A 15,329-nucleotide genomic window follows, 5' to 3' on the forward strand; every position below is an offset into this window, starting at 1 on the left:
TCAGCCCGTTTGCCGCCGCGATCGCCAAGTACAGCGCCACGCCGGGGCTGGAGCTCGACCAGTATCTCAAGATCGTCGCGCGCGACGTCGAGGAGCGGACGCGGCCCGTCATCGATCCGGCGCAATATCCGGTGCGCTACGGCCAGTTCCGCGAGGATTTCTTCCTGATGCCGCTGGCGTCACAGGCCCTCGCGCCGCAGCCGCAGGGCGCTGCGGGAGCCGCCGACGCCCAGAACCGAACCCCGCCGACCCGGCCTGCTGCCGCACCCAGGGCGCGAACAGGCGCCATTCGCAGCGCGCCGGGTGCCTTGCTGATGGCGATGCCGCAGACCGTAAACCTGCTTGCCGGCTTTACGCTCGACCGGCTGGGTACCGAGGACGAGCCCTATCTCGTCGCCGATCTGCTGACCAGAGCGAGCGTCCCGGCGCTGGTCAGCGCGGCGCAGGCGAACAACGATCCGGTCGCGCAATATCTGCTCGGCTATATGGCCGAATTCGGCGTGGGCGTCCCCAAGGATCTGGCTGCGGCCCGGACCTGGCTGGAAAAGTCGGCCGCGCAGGGCCACCCCGCCGGGCAACTGGAGCTGGGCTATTTCCTCCGCGCCCATGCGCCCGCAGAGGCGGCCCGCGCCCGCGAGCTGTATGAACTGGCAGCGGCGCAGGACTACGCGAAAGCCAAGTCGCATCTGGGTGATCTGCTGATCGTCGAGGCGCGCGGCGAGCGCGATTCCACGAAGGTCGCGGCGCTCAAGCAGCGTGCGCGCAGCCTGTTCGAGCAGGCCGCCGCCAAGGGCCATCCCTTTGCCATGTTCGCCCTGGGTGCGCATATCGGCGAAACGGGTACCGCAACGGCGATGCTCGATGCGCTGGCCGCCAAGGGCAATCGCGAGGGCGATCATTGGCTGTGCGAACTGGCCTATTTTCGCAATGAACTGGCCGGTGCAGCGGCCGAGCGGCACTGCACGCGCGGCGCGAGCGGCGGCTTTGCCGGATCGCAATTCCTGCAGGCACGGCGCTTTGCCGATGGGCTCGGCGTTCCCCGATCGCCCAGGGAAGCGGACTATTGGGCCAGGCTGGCGTTATCGCACAAGGAACTCGATCCGGGCCGGCGCGCCGTGCTCGCCAGCATCGTCCTGCCCGAACGCGCTACCCCCTAGCCCTTCCCCGCTCGCATCGCTAAATGCCGGTCATGGCAGGCAGACGATCCACCGATTGGGGTTTCCCTCGCTGGCGAGGCTATGGCGCTTCGCGCGAGGCAGAGGCCGTGCGCATGTGCGATCGGCATGGCTGCGATCAGCCGGGCAATTGCCCAGCGCCCAAATCGCCCAACAGCCGCGACCGCTGGTATTTCTGCGAACGGCATGCCGCCGAATACAACCAGGGATGGGACTATTTCGCCGGGCTGGACAAGGAAGAGGCGGCGGCGCGCGCGGCGGAGGAGCAACGCGACAGTTCGGGCTATCGCGAATCCGCCTTTCACGGCTGGACGGGATCGGGTGATGGATCGCGCAGCCGCGACGAGATGCGCGCGCTCGACGTGCTCGAATGCGATGTGCATGCCGAGTTCGAGGAGGTGAAAAAGGCCTATCGCCGCCTCGCCAAGGCCAATCACCCCGACACCAACCAGGGGGACAAGGAGGCAGCGGTGCGCTTTCAGGCGATCCAGGCGGCCTATGCGGTGCTGCGCAGCGCCGAAGAGCGAAAGACCTGGAAAGGCGTGTAATCGCGCGCCCGCGTTCCTATCTGCCCCCCATGAAAACCGAAATCCGTAGCCAGTGGTCGCATGCGCTGCTGGTGTGCAAGAAATGCCAGAAACGCGCCAAGGCGAGCTTCGGCCCCGAGGGCGACCACTCGCTCGCCAAGGCACTCAAGCGCCGCCTGCCCGCCGGAAAGGGCCGCAAGGCGCGGCTGGGCGTGGTCGAGGTGCCATGTCTCGATATCTGCCCGAAAAAGGGCGTGGTGCTGATCGACACGCGCCATCCCGACCGCTGGCAGATCGTGCGCGAGGATGCCGATATCGACCGACTTGCGGAAGAGCTCGGCGCATAGCAAAAGGGCCCCTCCCGTCGCCGGGAGAGGCCCTTCGTCACCAGGGTAATGGTGAAATCAGCGGCAGCGGACGTTGCCTCGGTCGATCTCGCGACCGATCGCCGCACCACCCAGGCCACCGATCACGGCGCCGAGCGTCTTGTCGCCGCGTCCGGCAATCGCGTTGCCGGCCAGCGCGCCGACGCCGGCACCCACCAGCAGACCCGTGGTGCCATTGTCGCGACGGCAATAGTAACGGCCGTCATTGCCGCGCCAGTAGCGGTTGTTGCGCGCTTCGCGGCGACCGTCACGACGTCCTTCGCGATAGGCGCGACGCTCGTCGCGACGCTGGAATTCGGCGGCATCCTGCGAATAGAAATTGGTCGATACCGGCAGGGCGACCGGAGCCGCGGGCGCGGGGTTCAGGAACGCGGCGGCGCTGGCAAGGGCAAGGTTCAACATGGGCTTTCTCCACAATGGCTCCGGACGTTTGGCCCGGCTCGAACCTAACAACATTCATCCTCAAAGGCAGTTTCATGAACGGCAGACAACATGCGCGAATCCGGTCGTTTCGCCGACGAGTGGAGGCTTTTCAGCGATGAGCCGTGAAATAGCTTGCAACGAAGTGCTGTCTTATACATATAAGACACATGCTGAACATTCTTTCGATCATTATCGGTCTGGTGGCGCTGCTTCTGGCCATCCCCGCCTTTCTGCCGCTGCTCGGCGCGCTCAACTGGCTGATCGTGCCGATCGCGCTGGTCGGCGTCCTGCTCGGGTTTCTGTCGAGCAGCAATACGGGGCGCAATCTTTGCCTGATCGTGCTCGTCGTGTGCATAATCCGGCTATCGCTGGGTGGCGGCATCCTCTAACGCGCCGCCATGAGCGGTGAAGCCAAGCAACTGAACGGCCTGCCCGAAGCGGTCGGTGCCTATACCATCTGGGGCTTCATGCCGCTGTTCTTCAAGCAGCTGCAGGGCATTTCCCCCGTCGAGATCGTCGCGCACCGGGTGATGTGGTCGGTGCTGCTGGTGCTGGCGATCCTGTGGGCGCGCAAGTCGCTGCACGAATTCCTCATCGCGATCCGCGATCCGCGCACGCGCCGATTCATGATCGCCAGCACGACGCTGATCGCGGGCAACTGGCTGATCTATATCTGGGCGATCACCAACGAGCATATCCTCGCCGGAAGCCTGGGCTATTACATCAACCCGCTGATCAACGTGGCGCTGGGCGTCGTGTTCTTCAGCGAACGGATGAACCGGACGCAGCTGATCGCGATCACGCTGGCGGCGGCGGGCGTGCTGGTGCTCGCCAGCGAATCGCTCGCCTCGATCTGGATCAGCCTGTCGCTGGCGGGAACGTTCGGCCTCTATGGCATGGTGCGCAAGATGGCCCCGGTCGGCTCGCTGCCGGGCCTGGCCTGCGAGACGGTGCTGATGCTGCCCTTTGCCATCGGCTATGCCATCTGGGCGCATCTCTACGACCCCACGCCGGGCTTCGGCTATTCCGGCTATACCGATGCGTTCCTGATCGCGGGCGGCGCGATCACCACCATACCGCTGCTGCTGTTTGCCAGCGCGGCGCGCAAGATGCCACTATCGACGCTGGGGTTCGTCCAGTTCATCGGCCCGACCATCCAGTTCATGCTCGGCGTGTTCGTCTATGATGAGCCGTTCACCCGCGCGCATGCGATCTGCTTTGCGCTGATCTGGAGCGCGGTGGCGGTGTTCTGTCTGGATGGGGTGCGCCGATCGAGGGCGGCGCGGGTGGCTCAGCAAGCGGCCTGACCGCCCTTCCCGCGAACGCGGGAATCCCGCTCCTGCTCGACGGGGGTTAAAAAAGCGTCCCCCCGCTTTCGCGGGGGTGACGCGCCAAAAAGCCAGCTGGCAAGGCTCAGCCCGCCGAAACCAGGCCCTTTTCCTGCATCAGCGTCTGCAGTTCGCCCGCTTCGAACATTTCCATCATGATGTCCGATCCGCCGATGAACTCGCCCTTCACATAGAGCTGGGGGATGGTCGGCCAGTCGGAAAATTCCTTGATGCCCTGGCGGACTTCCATGTCCTGCAGCACGTCGACGCTCTCATAATCCACCCCCAGATGGTCGAGAATGGCGACGGCACGGCTGGAAAAGCCGCATTGCGGGAAGAGCGGCGTGCCCTTCATGAACAGAAGGACGTCGTTCGCCTTGACGATTTCGGCGATACGGGCCTGTGCGGTGTCGGTCATCGGGATGCTCCCTTGAATATGCAGATGGCAATTAGCTGGGAAGCGCGGTGGTCAGTTGCAAGGCGTGGAGTTCCCCGCCCATGCGCCCGCCGAGCGCCGCGTAGACCGCGCGCGTGCGGGCAAGCCGCGTCATCGGGCGGAAGCTTTCCGCCACGACATGCGCTGCATAATGGTCGCCATCGCCCGCAAGATCGGTGATCGTGACCTCGGCATCCGGGATGCCCGCCTTGATCAAGGCCTCGATTTCGGCAGCGGCCATCGGCATGGCTCAGTTCGACTCCTCGATGAACTGGCGGCGCGCTTCGGCCATCTTGGCCTCGAGCGCGGTGCGCACGCCCAGCTCGTCGATATCGACGCCGGCCGACACGAGATCGCCCAGCAGCTTGCGGATCACGTCCTCGTCGCCCGCTTCCTCGAAATCGGCCTGCACGACCGACTTGGCATAGGCTTCGGTCTCTTCCGGAGTCAGACCCATCTGCTGCGCGGCCCAATGCCCGACCAGGCGGTTGCGGCGGGCGGTGATGCGGAACTGGAGATCCTCATCGGCGGCAAACTTGGCTTCGAATGCGCGTTCGCGGTCACTGAAACTGGTCATGTCGATCCCTTGTTGGTCATTCAGGTCTGGCGTTTGCGCATAGGCCGAGCCAGGCGCAGCGGCAAGCGCCAAACCGCATGATTCCGCTGGTTACATCGTCACGACAAGCTTGCCGATTGCCTTGCGATTTTCAAGCTTCGCGATGGCCTTGGGCGCATCGGCAAAGCCGAAGTTTTCCGAAATGCGCGGCGAGATCTTGCCCGCCGCCCACAGATCGAACAGCTCGGCGATATTGGCGGCGTTGCGTTGCGGCTCGCGCGCCGCGAACGCCCCCCAGAACACGCCGCAGACATCGCAGCTCTTGAGCAGCGTGAGGTTGAGCGGCAGCTTGGCGATCCCGGCGGGAAAGCCGACGACGAGAAAGCGCCCTTCCCAGGCCATCGCGCGCACCGCCGGCTCCGAATAGTCGCCGCCGACCGCATCATAGACGATATCCGCGCCGTTGGGGCCCACCGCCTGCTTGAACGCATCGGCCAGCGCCTTGGACTGCGCCTTGTCGAAAGGCTGACGTTCGTAAACGACTGTCTCGTCCGCGCCGGCCTCGCGCGCGGCCCTGGCCTTTTCCTCGCTCGAGACGGCGGCGACGACGCGCGCGCCATAGGCCTTGCCCAGTTCGACCGCCGCCAGCCCGACGCCGCCCGCCGCACCCAGCACCAGCAGCGTATCGCCCGGCTTGATGTGCCCGCGATCCTTGAGCGCGTGGATCGAGGTGCCATAGGTCATCAGCAGCGACGCGCCCTGTTCGAAGCTGAACTGATCGGGCAGCTTATAGGCTCCGGCGGCCGAAACCACCTTCTTCTCGACCAGCCCGCCAAAGCCGGTGCCCGCGATCACGCGGTCGCCCACCGCCCAGCCGGTGACGCCCTCGCCCACCGCCTCGACGATCCCGGCGATCTCGCTGCCCGGCGCGAACGGGCGCTGGGGTTTCAGCTGATACATGTCCTTGATGATCAGCGCGTCGGGGAAGTTGATCGAGCAGGCCTTGACCGCGACCAGAAGCTCGCCTGCGCCCGCGACGGGTGCGTCGACCTCGGTCATTTCCAGCGTTTCGGGGCCACCTGCGGCATTCGACAAAAGGGCTTTCATCTTCGGGCTCTCTCCGGTTGTTTGGATCTTCATTTCGTCACCCCCGCGCATGCGGGGGTCCCGCTTTCCCTTCTTCCGGGTGCAGAAGCGGGATACCCGCGTTCGCGGGAATGACGAGATTATGCTGCTGCTGGAACCAGCCAGGGCGTCTCGATTGCCAGCTTCGCCTCATAGGCGCTGATCGCGTCGGTCTTGGCGAGCGTCAGGCCGATCTCGTCGAGCCCCTGCATCAGGCAGGTCTTGCGGAACGGATCGATCTCGAAGGTGAAGCGGTCCTGGAACGGCGTGGTCACGGTCTGGCTTTCCAGATCGATATGGATCGGATCGGTCGCCGCGACCTCCATCAGCCGGTCGACCGCTTCCTGCGGCAGCACCACGGTAAGGATGCCGTTCTTGAACGCGTTGCTCGAGAAAATGTCCGAAAAGCTCGGCGCGATCACCGCGGTGATGCCCAGATCGGTCAGCGCCCAGGCGGCATGCTCGCGGCTCGACCCGCAGCCGAAATTGTCGCCCGCGATCAGGATCGGGGCCCCTGCAAATTCGGGATCGTCGAACACATTGCCGGGCTCGGCGCGCACCGTCTCGAACGCGCCCTTGCCGAGGCCCTCGCGGCTGATCGTCTTCAGCCACTGCGCGGGGATGATGATATCGGTATCGACATTCTTGCGCCCAAAGGGAATGGCGCGGCCTTCGACGCGGTCAATCGGTTGCATGGGGCCCCTCGGTCGCTTCGGCGCCGGGCTCTTCGGGCTTGGGGGCCGCAGCCGGCTTGGGCTTGGCGAACTGCTTGCCGACGTAGAGCAATGCCGCTGCCAGGGCCGCCGATCCCACCGCAGCGCCTGCCATGGCGCCGCTGGACCAGCCGTTCTTCTTGTCCTTGGTCACTTTCCTACTCCGCTGCCTGGGGAAATGCCGGCAATTTCTTGATGTCCGCCGGTTCGTGCTGAATGATCACTGTCGCATTGAGATTGTCGGCCAGTTTCTTGAACCGGTCAAGCGACGCGAGCGTCTCGGCGCGATCGTAATTGAAGGTGGGCACGCCGTTGCTCTTATAGTTTTCGCTGAAATGCGCGAGATCGCCGGTGAGCAGCACCGGCTTTTTCTTGAGGCGCACCAGCAGCCCGTTATGCCCCGGCGTATGGCCCGGCAGCCGCAGCATGGTGACCGATCCGTCGCCGAACACGTCCTTGTCGTTCGCCACCGCCTCGACCTTGCTGCCGCCCTTGATCCAGGGTTCGAACGGCTTGGGATCGGCGCCATAAGTCGCGGGATCGGTGGTCACCGCCTGCCAGTCGTTCTTGCCGACGAGCAGCGTCGCGCCGGGAAAATCGGCGAGCTGACCGATATGGTCGAAATGATAATGGCTGACCGCGACATATTTGATCGAGGCGGGATCGACATTCAACGTCGCCAGCTGCTCCTTGATCGTCGCGGTCACGGTCGCGTCCATCGACGCTTTGGTGTCGAGCGGCTTGCCCTTCATCGCGGCGGGAAGCCCCGTGTCCCAGAGCATGTAGTCGCTGCCATGCTGGATCAAATAGCAGCTGCTGGTCAGCCGCTTCGACTGGCCGGTATAGGCCTTGGTATCCGAAAAGGCGTTGAGATCATTGGCCGCAACCGTCCCGCAATCGAGCCGCCATAGCTTGACCTCGGCCTGCTGGGCAGAGGCGGGGGTGATGGTGAAACTGACGGAAATCGCCAATAAGCTCAGCAGCTTGCGCATGTCATTAGCTCCTGTTGTCCAATCTCTGGTCAAGCACTTTTTTTAGCATCAATCGCGTTTGGCAATAACGTGTGATTACACCAGCTCGCGCACATCGCTCAGCCGTCCGGTCACCGCTGCCGCGGCCGCCATCGCCGGGCTGACCAGATGCGTGCGCGCGCCGGGGCCCTGGCGGCCGACGAAATTGCGGTTCGAGGTCGAGGCGCAGCGCTCGCCGCTCGGCACCTTGTCCGGGTTCATGCCGAGACACGCCGAGCAGCCCGGCTCGCGCCATTCGAATCCGGCCTCGATGAAGATGCGGTCGAGCCCCTCTTCTTCGGCCTGGCGCTTCACCAGGCCCGAGCCGGGCACGACCAGCGCCGACTTGATGCCGGGCGCGTTGCGGCGGCCCTTCAGCACTTCGGCGGCCGCGCGCAGATCCTCGATCCGGCTGTTGGTGCAGCTACCGATGAAGATGTGCTCGACCGGGACCTCGGTGAGCGGCGTGCCCGCCGTGAGGCCCATATAGTCGAGCGATTTCTGCGCGGCGGCGCGCTTGGAGGCATCCTCGAAACTGTCGGGATCGGGGATGACGCCGGTGATCGGCACGACATCCTCGGGGCTGGTGCCCCAGGTGACCGAGGGCGCGACATTGGCGGCGTCGATGACCACCGATGTGTCGAACACCGCGCCGTCATCGGTCTTGAGCGTGCGCCAATAGGCGACCGCCGCATCCCAATCGGCCCCCTTGGGCGCCATTGGACGGCCCTTGAGATAGGCGAAGGTGGTGTCGTCGGGCGCGATCAGCCCGGCGCGCGCGCCTGCCTCGATCGACATGTTCGCGATGGTCAGCCGGCCCTCGATCGACATCTGCTCGAACACGCGGCCGCGATATTCGATGACATGGCCGGTGCCGCCCGCCGCGCCGATCTGGCCGATAATGTGCAGGATCAGGTCCTTGGGACTGACACCGGCGGGAAGATCGCCCTCGACACGGATTTCCATCGATTTCGATCGCTTGAGCTGCAGCGTCTGCGTCGCCAGCACATGCTCGACCTCCGACGTGCCGATCCCGAAGGCGAGCGCGCCCAGCGCGCCATGCGCGGCGGTATGGCTGTCGCCGCAGACCATGGTGCAGCCGGGCAGCGTGAACCCCTGTTCGGGGCCGATGACATGGACGATGCCCTGGCGGATATCGGTCGCGCTGATATAGGGAACGCCGAACGCGGGCGCGTTGCGCTCCAGCGCCTCCAGTTGCGCGCGGCTTTCGGGATCGGCGATCGGAATGCGATTGCCCGCAGCGTCGACGCGCGCGGTGGTAGGCACATTATGGTCGGGCACGGCGAGCGTCAGATCGGGCCGACGCACCTTGCGCCCGGCCATGCGCAGCCCCTCGAACGCCTGCGGGCTGGTCACCTCGTGCACGAGATGGCGGTCGATGAAGATGATCGCGGTGCCATCGTCGCGCTGGTCGACGACATGCGCGTCCCAGATTTTCTCGTACAGCGTCCTTGCCTGAGCCATCGTGCAGATTACCCCTTCAAACCGGTCTTCGCTGGTCGCTTGGCAGAACCCTTTGCCCAAATCCAGCGCGGATTTGGTTGCCATTGCAACCGGGACAATATGCCCTCTTCAATCGGGTGGCGAATGCGCCTATTCTGGCGCCATGCAGGTCCTCATCAACTTCGGCATCGTGATAGCATCCGTCGCGTCCATGGAATTCGTGGCGTGGTGGAGCCACAAATACGTGATGCACGGCTGGGGCTGGGGCTGGCACCGCGACCATCACGAGCCGCACAACAACACGTTCGAGAAGAACGACCTGTACGCGATCGTCGGATCGGCGATCTCGATCAGCCTGTTCATCATCGGCGCGTGGCTGTGGGAGCCTGCGACCTGGATGGGTGTCGGCGTGATGATCTATGGCCTTATCTACACGCTGATCCATGACGGGCTGGTGCATCAGCGCTATTTCCGCTGGGTGCCCAAGAGCGGCTATGCCAAGCGCCTCGTTCAGGCGCACAAGCTTCACCATGCGACCATCGGCAAGGAAGGCGGGGTCAGCTTCGGCTTCATCGTCGCCGAGGACCCGGTGAAGCTGAAACAGGAGCTCAAGCGCCAGCGCGAGGCGGGCATTGCCGTCGTGCGGGACTCGGTGGGCGCCAGCTGAACATGGCAGAACGGGCCTGACGGCTTGTCCGCCGCCAGACCCGCTTCTTGCATTATTGTCATCCTAATCGGCGATTTGCCGCTTACAGCCGCTCGATCTTGCGCGCGGCCTCGTCGAGGATTTCGGCGACCTGGTGCTTGAACTCGGCATCGACCTCGCCGCTGGCGAGACGGTGCGCCATCGCCGCCATCAGATTGCCGACCGCGCGGCCGATCTGCGGACCGCCGGCGCGCTGTTCGCGCTCCTCGCCCGCTTCGGTGAGCCGCGCGATCAGCGCATCGGCTTCCTCACGCTTTTCGGTCAGTTCCGCCACACCGGCGTCGGTGATGCGGAACGCCTTGCGCGACCCTTCGGTCTCGACCGAGGCAATGAGGCCGGTATCCTCCAGCAGGCTGAGCGTGGGATAGACCACGCCGGGGCTGGGAGCATATTGGCCGCCGGCCATCTCCTCGATCGCCTTGATCAGGTCATAGCCATGGCGCGGCTCCTTTTCGATCAGCGCCAGCAGCACCAGCCGCAATTCGCCGCCGTCGAACATCCGGCGACGCCCGCGCGGTCCACGACCACCGCCGCCACGTCCGCCCCGGCCGCCGCCGTCAAAGCTGAAATTGCCAAAATCCCAGTCGCCACCCCAGCCGCGACTACCGGGACCGAAGCTCATCGCGATGAAGGGTTTGCCGCAATCCCCGCGGCCGCGCGGGCCACCGCCCATTCTGAAACGCATCGTCATATCGATTCTTACTCCTGTGTATCTCGATGGCTCTAAGATATATCTTGATGCATTTTCGTCAAGCGGCAAAATGCGATGACCTGCTCTTTCGCGATTCCGCGCGAGCGGCTAGCGTCGACACGATGAGCGATTTGTTCGACACCCTGCCCGGCGCTGACGGCCAGGCCGATCCTGCGCCCGGCCCCGACGCGCCGCTGGCCGACCGGCTGCGGCCTCGCTCGCTCTCCGAGATTATCGGTCAGGACCATCTGACCGGCCCCGAAGGCGCGATCGGGCGGATGGTGGCGGCGGGCAAGCTGTCCTCGATGATCCTCTGGGGGCCGCCCGGTACCGGCAAGACCAGCATGGCGCGGCTGCTGGGCGAGGCGACGGGGATGCGCTTCGTCGCGATCTCGGCCGTCTTTTCAGGCGTCGCAGACCTCAAGAAGGCCTTTGCCGATGCCGAGAAGATGGCTGGCGCGGGCCAGCGTACCCTGCTGTTCGTGGACGAGATCCACCGCTTCAATCGTGCGCAGCAGGATGGATTCCTGCCCTTTGTCGAACGCGGCACCGTGGTGCTGGTGGGCGCGACGACCGAGAATCCTTCGTTCGAACTCAACGCCGCCTTGCTCAGCCGCAGCCAGGTGCTGATCCTGCGGCGGCTCGACGAGGCGGCGCTGGGCGAGCTGATTGCGCGCGCCGAACGGCTGACGGGCAAAGGGCTACCGCTGACCGAAGATGCCCGCGCCGCGCTGATCGCCTCGGCCGATGGCGATGGCCGATTCCTGCTCAACCAGGTCGAGACCCTGCTGTCGATCCAGGTGGAGGCACCGCTCGATCCGGCGGGCCTTGCTGCTCTGCTCCACCGCCGGATGCCGGTCTATGACAAGGATCGCGAGGGGCATTACAACCTCATCTCCGCGCTGCACAAGGCGATGCGCGGCTCCGATCCGCAGGCAGCGCTCTATTATCTCGCGCGCATGCTGGTCGCGGGCGAGGAGCCGCTCTACGTGCTGCGCCGTATCACCCGCTTTGCCAGCGAGGATATCGGCATGGCCGATCCGCAGGCGCTGCTGCAGTGCCTAGCCGCGAAGGATGCCTATGCATTCCTGGGCTCGCCCGAAGGCGAACTGGCTATCGTCCAGGCCTGCCTCTATTGCGCCACCGCGCCCAAATCGAACGCCGCCTATGCCGCGCAGAAGGCCGCGTGGAAGGCTGCCAAGGCCACCGGATCGCTGATGCCGCCGCAGAACATCCTCAATGCGCCGACCAAGCTGATGAAGGATATCGGCTATGGCAAGGGCTATGCCTATGACCATGACGCGCAAGACGGCTTTTCCGGCGCGAACTACTGGCCCGAAGAGATGGAACCGCAGCGCTTCTACCAGCCTGTGGAACGCGGCTATGAAGCCCGCATCGCCGAACGCATGCGGGTGTGGGAGGATTTGCGGAAGCAGCGGGGTTAGGCGGCTTTCGCGAAGCTCCGCCGAATGTGGTCGGCGGCGGCAATCGCATCCACCAAGTTTTGGTAGGTCTGGCCGCTTCGGGCCAGCAGCTGCCCTCCTTCACCGTAGAATAGCCAGCACCAGTTCTGCTCTCCGCGGTCGACGAATTTGAATCCTGGGCCATCCGATTCCAGATCAGCGGGCGTCAGAGCAAAGGTATCGTCATCCGCAGCGATAGCTGCATCGATCTCACTATCTGTCAGAGCACCGACACGCGCCCAGTCTGACCGGGATGCCTCATTCCCCGTAGCCGAAACGCGATCTGAAAACCTCTCGCTCATATCTGCTCGCTCGCCTAGCGCTGATCAGCCTGATTGCACTGCCACGCACTGTGTATACCACAGCAATGATCCTGCCGTCACCCCGGGTGACTCCCAGGGCCAGCAGCCTCAGTTCATCACCGGCGTCGCGGACCGCTGCCGGATTGAGCAGGTCACCCTCCCAGAACTCGGCCAAATCGCCAAAATCGATCCCGTGCTTTTCCAGATTGATCAAGCGCTTGGCTTCGTCCCATTCAAATTCCATAACGCTCTGCCCACGCTGGAGTGTTTGATGATGCCAAAGCCGTTCCGCCCTGCCCGCTTTTCCCAGGCTATCGCGGGATTTGCCCTGGCTCTAGCCCTGACAGCCCCCCCGACGGCAGCGCAGCAGACACCCCCGCCTGCAGGCCCTACGCGTATGACGATAGCCGAGGCGGCAGGATACAAGGCGCAGTTCCTGTGTTCGGGCCTGTGGAACGGAAACAAGACGCTCGCCGATATCGAGGCGGACGAGCTTTCGGGCATCTATCCGCATATCGCGCCGATCGTGCCTACGCTGAAGGCCGAGATCGACGAGGCGGCGCATCAGGTGAGCGTCGGTTTTGCCGACGACATGCCGCCGCGCGTGGCCCGGCACAATCCGGTCACCGGCTGCACCTCGATGCCGATCGGCTGGACCAATGACGGCCGCCGCCTGCCCGGCGAGGATCTGGAGCGCGCGCCTGCGGGCAGCCTCGACGACCGCCCCTGGCCGATGGGCGATGCCAATGCCAGCGACCCGCGCGTGATGATGATCACGCCGTTCGACACGCTGATCGAAAGCGCGTTCGATGCGAAAGCCTTTGGCGGCAAGACCAGCGGCGTGGTGATTGTCCACAAGGGGCGCATCGTGCAGGAACGCTACAAGCAGGGGCACGACCTGCACACCGCGCAGCGCACCTGGTCGGTCGCCAAGTCGATGGCGGGCACCTATATCGGTTTCGTTCGGCAGAAGGGCTTCACCATACCCGCAACGCCGATCCGCGAATGGAACGTGGCCGGCGATCCGCGCCGCGCGATCTCGGTCGATCACCTGCTGCGCATGGGCAGCGGGCTCGTCAGCGACAGCGCCGGCAACCGCACCGACGCGGTCTATATGGGTGCGGGCGAGGTACGCCAGTGGACGACGTTGTGGCCGATGCTGCATCAGCCGGGCGCGACCTTCCGCTATTCCAATAACGACATATTGCTCGCCACGCTCGCCGCGCGCGATGCCGCGCCCGATCTGCACCCGCACCAGATGTTCGATGCGATCGGCATGACCCGCACCTGGGCGGAGACCGACTGGCAGGGCAATTACATCCTCTCGAGCCAGGTCTGGACCACCGCGCGCGACATGGCGCGAATGGGGCTCCTATACCTGAATGACGGGATGTGGGACGGCCAGCGCGTGCTGCCCGCAGGCTGGCGCGATTATGTGACGAATCCCGCCGGCCCCCAGCCCGACGGCGAGTTCGGCTATGGCGCGAGCTTCTGGTTGATGAACAAGAGCGAGGGCGTACCTGCCGACGCCTTTGCCGCGTTCGGCAATCGCGGCCAGTATCTGGTCGTGATCCCCAGCCGCGATCTGGTGATCGTACGGCGGGGCTATGACAGCGCAGGCGACCAGTTCGACATCGCCAAATTCACCGCCGAGGTGCTCAAGACCATGCGTTGATCGCGATGCGCCGCTTCGAGCATTATGCCTGTTTCGACTGGTCGGGCCAGGCGGTGGCGCGGCCCCGGGGGCTCGCGCTGGCGACCATCGCCGCCGACGAAGACGCGCGGCCTGTGCTGCTGCGCCCGCAAGGCGGCTGGTCGCGCGGCGCGGCGCTCGACTGGCTGCTCGCGCATGCCGAGGCAGGCACCGACATGCTGATCGGGCTGGACCTGTCGCCCACCTTCCCGTTTGTCGATGCTGGCAGCTATTTCCCCGACTGGGAGCATAGCCCTGCCGACGCGCGCGGCCTCTGGGCGCTGGTCGACCGGCTGTGCGCCGAGGACGAGCATCTCGCCGCGAGCAGCTTCGTGCGGCACGATGAGGCGCGGCGCTATTTCCGCCACGGCAAGGGCGATACCGGCGACCGGTTCGGCACCTTGGGCACCGGGCGGCTGCGCGCGGTCGAGCATCACCAGCGGCGCACGAAACAGGCGAACAGCGCGAGCTGCTTCAATCTGGTCGGCGCGGCGCAGGTGGGCAAGTCGAGCCTCACCGGCATGCGCGTGCTGCACCGGCTGGCGGGGCGCGTGCCCATATGGCCGTTCGACCCTGTGCCCGACACGGGCCCGGTGATCGTCGAAATCTATACCAGCATCGCCGCGCGCGCCGCAGGAATTGCCGGCGGGCGGAGCAAGGTGCGCGATGCCGACGCGCTGCATCAGGCACTCGCCGCGCTCGGCGCGCCGCCACCTGCCCCGCTGCTGGCGCATGACGATCACAGCACCGATGCGCTGATCACCGCCGCCTGGTTGCGCAATGCCGCGCGCGACGAGCAATTGTGGCACAGCTTCTGGCATCCGCCCGCGCTAGATGAGGCGATCCGCCGCACTGAAGGCTGGACCTTTGGCGTCAAATAGCGCATGGCACGCCCCGCAATCGCGATGGGTACGCCGCTTTAGCTCAGCTGGTAGAGCAACCGCCTTGTAAGCGGTAGGTCGTTGGTTCGAATCCGACAAGCGGCACCATCTGCGGGTGCGCTCAGGGGCTGGGGGGCCGCAATCGCACGAAAGCACGCCTGTCGCTGATGGACTTCACCTCTGCCGAAACCTCCCCCGCTGTAACGACCCGCCTGGCACGCTTGCGCGAGGCGTTGCGCTCGCGATTGGGCGAGCGGGCGGGCGGCATCATCCTGGCGCTGATCGCCGAGCTGCTGTTCGTGCTCGCCCTGCTCTCGCTGTCGATCGCGCCGCCGAGCGAAAAGCGAGAGGAATCGCTGATGACGGTGTTCGGCGTGACACCCGAGCCCACCGCAGAAAAGACCGAGCAGGACAGCCCCAAGCCCGCGGAAAACGCCTCGCGCTCGCCCG

21 protein-coding genes, 1 tRNA gene and 1 pseudogene are annotated in these 15,329 nt (G+C 65.1%); 11 read left to right on the forward strand and 12 right to left on the reverse strand.

The window, feature by feature from the left end:
* The 3 genes from DM995_RS08075 to DM995_RS08085 all read left to right on the forward strand — a co-directional run.
* Nucleotides 1–1,157, forward strand: a 1,157-nt coding sequence (locus DM995_RS08075) for a tetratricopeptide repeat protein (RefSeq protein WP_198669297.1), incomplete at its 5' end; no start/stop codon positions are given.
* A gap of 32 nt (nucleotides 1,158–1,189) precedes the next feature.
* Nucleotides 1,190–1,723: a J domain-containing protein gene (locus DM995_RS08080; protein WP_031317587.1), complete on the forward strand. Its 534-nt coding sequence runs from the start codon at nucleotides 1,190–1,192 to the stop codon at nucleotides 1,721–1,723.
* A gap of 29 nt (nucleotides 1,724–1,752) precedes the next feature.
* On the forward strand, nucleotides 1,753–2,049 hold the full coding sequence (locus tag DM995_RS08085) for a (2Fe-2S) ferredoxin domain-containing protein (protein WP_116969090.1): 297 nt from the start codon (nucleotides 1,753–1,755) through the stop codon (nucleotides 2,047–2,049).
* A gap of 57 nt (nucleotides 2,050–2,106) precedes the next feature.
* Here the strand turns inward: DM995_RS08085 and DM995_RS08090 are convergent, their stop codons facing one another.
* Nucleotides 2,107–2,490, reverse strand: a complete 384-nt coding sequence (locus tag DM995_RS08090) for a glycine zipper 2TM domain-containing protein (protein WP_023836418.1) — start codon at nucleotides 2,488–2,490, stop codon at nucleotides 2,107–2,109.
* Nucleotides 2,491–2,678: 188 nt separating this feature from the next.
* Between DM995_RS08090 and DM995_RS08095 the strand changes: the two genes are divergently transcribed.
* Both DM995_RS08095 and rarD read left to right on the forward strand, forming a co-directional pair.
* Nucleotides 2,679–2,900 carry a hypothetical protein gene (locus tag DM995_RS08095; RefSeq protein ID WP_060977173.1) on the forward strand — a complete coding sequence of 74 codons (222 nt, stop codon included), beginning with the start codon at nucleotides 2,679–2,681 and terminating at the stop codon, nucleotides 2,898–2,900.
* A 9-nt stretch (nucleotides 2,901–2,909) separates the two neighbouring features.
* Complete coding sequence (gene rarD / locus DM995_RS08100; RefSeq protein ID WP_023836416.1) at nucleotides 2,910–3,818, forward strand: EamA family transporter RarD; 909 nt, start codon at nucleotides 2,910–2,912, stop codon at nucleotides 3,816–3,818.
* A 106-nt stretch (nucleotides 3,819–3,924) separates the two neighbouring features.
* On the opposite strand, the gene grxD is transcribed toward rarD, so the two are convergent.
* The 8 genes from grxD to leuC all read right to left on the reverse strand — a co-directional run bounded on the left by grxD (nucleotide 3,925) and on the right by leuC (nucleotide 9,164).
* Nucleotides 3,925–4,257, reverse strand: a complete 333-nt coding sequence (grxD, locus tag DM995_RS08105; protein ID WP_060977175.1) for a Grx4 family monothiol glutaredoxin — start codon at nucleotides 4,255–4,257, stop codon at nucleotides 3,925–3,927.
* Between the two features lie 31 nt (nucleotides 4,258–4,288).
* Nucleotides 4,289–4,522 carry a BolA/IbaG family iron-sulfur metabolism protein gene (locus DM995_RS08110; protein WP_116969091.1) on the reverse strand — a complete coding sequence of 78 codons (234 nt, stop codon included), beginning with the start codon at nucleotides 4,520–4,522 and terminating at the stop codon, nucleotides 4,289–4,291.
* Between the two features lie 3 nt (nucleotides 4,523–4,525).
* Entirely contained in the window at nucleotides 4,526–4,852 is a 327-nt protein-coding gene (locus DM995_RS08115; RefSeq protein ID WP_031317586.1) for a DUF1476 domain-containing protein, read from the reverse strand.
* Nucleotides 4,853–4,942: 90 nt separating this feature from the next.
* Entirely contained in the window at nucleotides 4,943–5,938 is a 996-nt protein-coding gene (locus DM995_RS08120) for an NADPH:quinone oxidoreductase family protein (protein WP_116970372.1), read from the reverse strand.
* Nucleotides 5,939–6,057: 119 nt separating this feature from the next.
* Nucleotides 6,058–6,651 carry a 3-isopropylmalate dehydratase small subunit gene (gene leuD / locus DM995_RS08125; protein ID WP_116969092.1) on the reverse strand — a complete coding sequence of 198 codons (594 nt, stop codon included), beginning with the start codon at nucleotides 6,649–6,651 and terminating at the stop codon, nucleotides 6,058–6,060.
* Entirely contained in the window at nucleotides 6,638–6,823 is a 186-nt protein-coding gene (locus DM995_RS08130) for a hypothetical protein (protein WP_023836410.1), read from the reverse strand. The genes leuD and DM995_RS08130 overlap by 14 nt, the downstream gene beginning before the upstream one ends.
* Before the next feature lie 4 nt (nucleotides 6,824–6,827).
* On the reverse strand, nucleotides 6,828–7,661 hold the full coding sequence (locus tag DM995_RS08135; protein WP_116969093.1) for an N-acyl homoserine lactonase family protein: 834 nt from the start codon (nucleotides 7,659–7,661) through the stop codon (nucleotides 6,828–6,830).
* 75 nt (nucleotides 7,662–7,736) lie between these two features.
* The gene (gene leuC / locus DM995_RS08140; protein ID WP_116970373.1) at nucleotides 7,737–9,164 is read right to left on the reverse strand and encodes a 3-isopropylmalate dehydratase large subunit; all 1,428 of its coding nucleotides are present in this window, start codon (nucleotides 9,162–9,164) and stop codon (nucleotides 7,737–7,739) included.
* Between the two features lie 142 nt (nucleotides 9,165–9,306).
* On the opposite strand from leuC, the gene DM995_RS08145 reads away from it, so the two are divergent.
* On the forward strand, nucleotides 9,307–9,810 hold the full coding sequence (locus tag DM995_RS08145; protein ID WP_116969094.1) for a sterol desaturase family protein: 504 nt from the start codon (nucleotides 9,307–9,309) through the stop codon (nucleotides 9,808–9,810).
* A gap of 82 nt (nucleotides 9,811–9,892) precedes the next feature.
* On the opposite strand, the gene DM995_RS08150 is transcribed toward DM995_RS08145, so the two are convergent.
* Entirely contained in the window at nucleotides 9,893–10,534 is a 642-nt protein-coding gene (locus DM995_RS08150) for a PadR family transcriptional regulator (protein WP_116970374.1), read from the reverse strand.
* Between the two features lie 128 nt (nucleotides 10,535–10,662).
* Here DM995_RS08150 and DM995_RS08155 point away from each other — a divergent pair, with 128 nt between their 5' ends.
* Nucleotides 10,663–11,985 (forward strand): replication-associated recombination protein A, encoded by a 1,323-nt coding sequence (locus tag DM995_RS08155; RefSeq protein WP_116969095.1) that lies wholly within the window; start codon nucleotides 10,663–10,665, stop codon nucleotides 11,983–11,985.
* Here DM995_RS08155 and DM995_RS21770 read toward each other — a convergent pair.
* Both DM995_RS21770 and DM995_RS08160 read right to left on the reverse strand, forming a co-directional pair.
* Nucleotides 11,982–12,305 carry a hypothetical protein gene (locus DM995_RS21770; RefSeq protein WP_198669298.1) on the reverse strand — a complete coding sequence of 108 codons (324 nt, stop codon included), beginning with the start codon at nucleotides 12,303–12,305 and terminating at the stop codon, nucleotides 11,982–11,984. The genes DM995_RS08155 and DM995_RS21770 overlap by 4 nt on opposite strands.
* Nucleotides 12,262–12,549: a BrnT family toxin gene (locus DM995_RS08160; protein WP_116969096.1), complete on the reverse strand. Its 288-nt coding sequence runs from the start codon at nucleotides 12,547–12,549 to the stop codon at nucleotides 12,262–12,264. The genes DM995_RS21770 and DM995_RS08160 overlap by 44 nt, the downstream gene beginning before the upstream one ends.
* A gap of 153 nt (nucleotides 12,550–12,702) precedes the next feature.
* Between DM995_RS08160 and DM995_RS08165 the strand changes: the two genes are divergently transcribed.
* The 4 genes and pseudogenes from DM995_RS08165 to DM995_RS21775 form a co-directional block, all read left to right on the forward strand.
* Complete coding sequence (locus DM995_RS08165) at nucleotides 12,703–13,980, forward strand: serine hydrolase domain-containing protein (RefSeq protein WP_116969097.1); 1,278 nt, start codon at nucleotides 12,703–12,705, stop codon at nucleotides 13,978–13,980.
* A 5-nt stretch (nucleotides 13,981–13,985) separates the two neighbouring features.
* Nucleotides 13,986–14,879: a hypothetical protein gene (locus DM995_RS08170; RefSeq protein WP_116970375.1), complete on the forward strand. Its 894-nt coding sequence runs from the start codon at nucleotides 13,986–13,988 to the stop codon at nucleotides 14,877–14,879.
* 32 nt (nucleotides 14,880–14,911) lie between these two features.
* Nucleotides 14,912–14,987 (forward strand) — tRNA-Thr (locus DM995_RS08175).
* Nucleotides 14,988–15,046: 59 nt separating this feature from the next.
* Nucleotides 15,047–15,329 (forward strand): annotated as a pseudogene (locus tag DM995_RS21775) (hypothetical protein); the annotation flags it as partial.

The organism is Blastomonas sp. UPD001, from assembly GCF_003426715.1.
Lineage (GTDB): Bacteria > Pseudomonadota > Alphaproteobacteria > Sphingomonadales > Sphingomonadaceae > Blastomonas.

What these genes read in the sequence shown, in the direction of transcription:
- DM995_RS08080 (WP_031317587.1), top strand. Translation starts at nt 1,190, where the DNA reads ATGGCAGGCAGACGATCCACCGATTGGGGTTTCCCTCGCTGGCGAGGC.
- DM995_RS08085 (WP_116969090.1), top strand. Translation starts at nt 1,753, where the DNA reads ATGAAAACCGAAATCCGTAGCCAGTGGTCGCATGCGCTGCTGGTGTGC.
- DM995_RS08090 (WP_023836418.1), bottom strand. Translation starts at nt 2,490, where the DNA reads ATGTTGAACCTTGCCCTTGCCAGCGCCGCCGCGTTCCTGAACCCCGCG.
- DM995_RS08095 (WP_060977173.1), top strand. Translation starts at nt 2,679, where the DNA reads ATGCTGAACATTCTTTCGATCATTATCGGTCTGGTGGCGCTGCTTCTG.
- rarD (WP_023836416.1), top strand. Translation starts at nt 2,910, where the DNA reads ATGAGCGGTGAAGCCAAGCAACTGAACGGCCTGCCCGAAGCGGTCGGT.
- grxD (WP_060977175.1), bottom strand. Translation starts at nt 4,257, where the DNA reads ATGACCGACACCGCACAGGCCCGTATCGCCGAAATCGTCAAGGCGAAC.
- DM995_RS08110 (WP_116969091.1), bottom strand. Translation starts at nt 4,522, where the DNA reads ATGCCGATGGCCGCTGCCGAAATCGAGGCCTTGATCAAGGCGGGCATC.
- DM995_RS08115 (WP_031317586.1), bottom strand. Translation starts at nt 4,852, where the DNA reads ATGACCAGTTTCAGTGACCGCGAACGCGCATTCGAAGCCAAGTTTGCC.
- DM995_RS08120 (WP_116970372.1), bottom strand. Translation starts at nt 5,938, where the DNA reads ATGAAAGCCCTTTTGTCGAATGCCGCAGGTGGCCCCGAAACGCTGGAA.
- leuD (WP_116969092.1), bottom strand. Translation starts at nt 6,651, where the DNA reads ATGCAACCGATTGACCGCGTCGAAGGCCGCGCCATTCCCTTTGGGCGC.
- DM995_RS08135 (WP_116969093.1), bottom strand. Translation starts at nt 7,661, where the DNA reads ATGCGCAAGCTGCTGAGCTTATTGGCGATTTCCGTCAGTTTCACCATC.
- leuC (WP_116970373.1), bottom strand. Translation starts at nt 9,164, where the DNA reads ATGGCTCAGGCAAGGACGCTGTACGAGAAAATCTGGGACGCGCATGTC.
- DM995_RS08145 (WP_116969094.1), top strand. Translation starts at nt 9,307, where the DNA reads ATGCAGGTCCTCATCAACTTCGGCATCGTGATAGCATCCGTCGCGTCC.
- DM995_RS08150 (WP_116970374.1), bottom strand. Translation starts at nt 10,534, where the DNA reads ATGCGTTTCAGAATGGGCGGTGGCCCGCGCGGCCGCGGGGATTGCGGC.
- DM995_RS08155 (WP_116969095.1), top strand. Translation starts at nt 10,663, where the DNA reads ATGAGCGATTTGTTCGACACCCTGCCCGGCGCTGACGGCCAGGCCGAT.
- DM995_RS21770 (WP_198669298.1), bottom strand. Translation starts at nt 12,305, where the DNA reads ATGAGCGAGAGGTTTTCAGATCGCGTTTCGGCTACGGGGAATGAGGCA.
- DM995_RS08160 (WP_116969096.1), bottom strand. Translation starts at nt 12,549, where the DNA reads ATGGAATTTGAATGGGACGAAGCCAAGCGCTTGATCAATCTGGAAAAG.
- DM995_RS08165 (WP_116969097.1), top strand. Translation starts at nt 12,703, where the DNA reads ATGACGATAGCCGAGGCGGCAGGATACAAGGCGCAGTTCCTGTGTTCG.
- DM995_RS08170 (WP_116970375.1), top strand. Translation starts at nt 13,986, where the DNA reads ATGCGCCGCTTCGAGCATTATGCCTGTTTCGACTGGTCGGGCCAGGCG.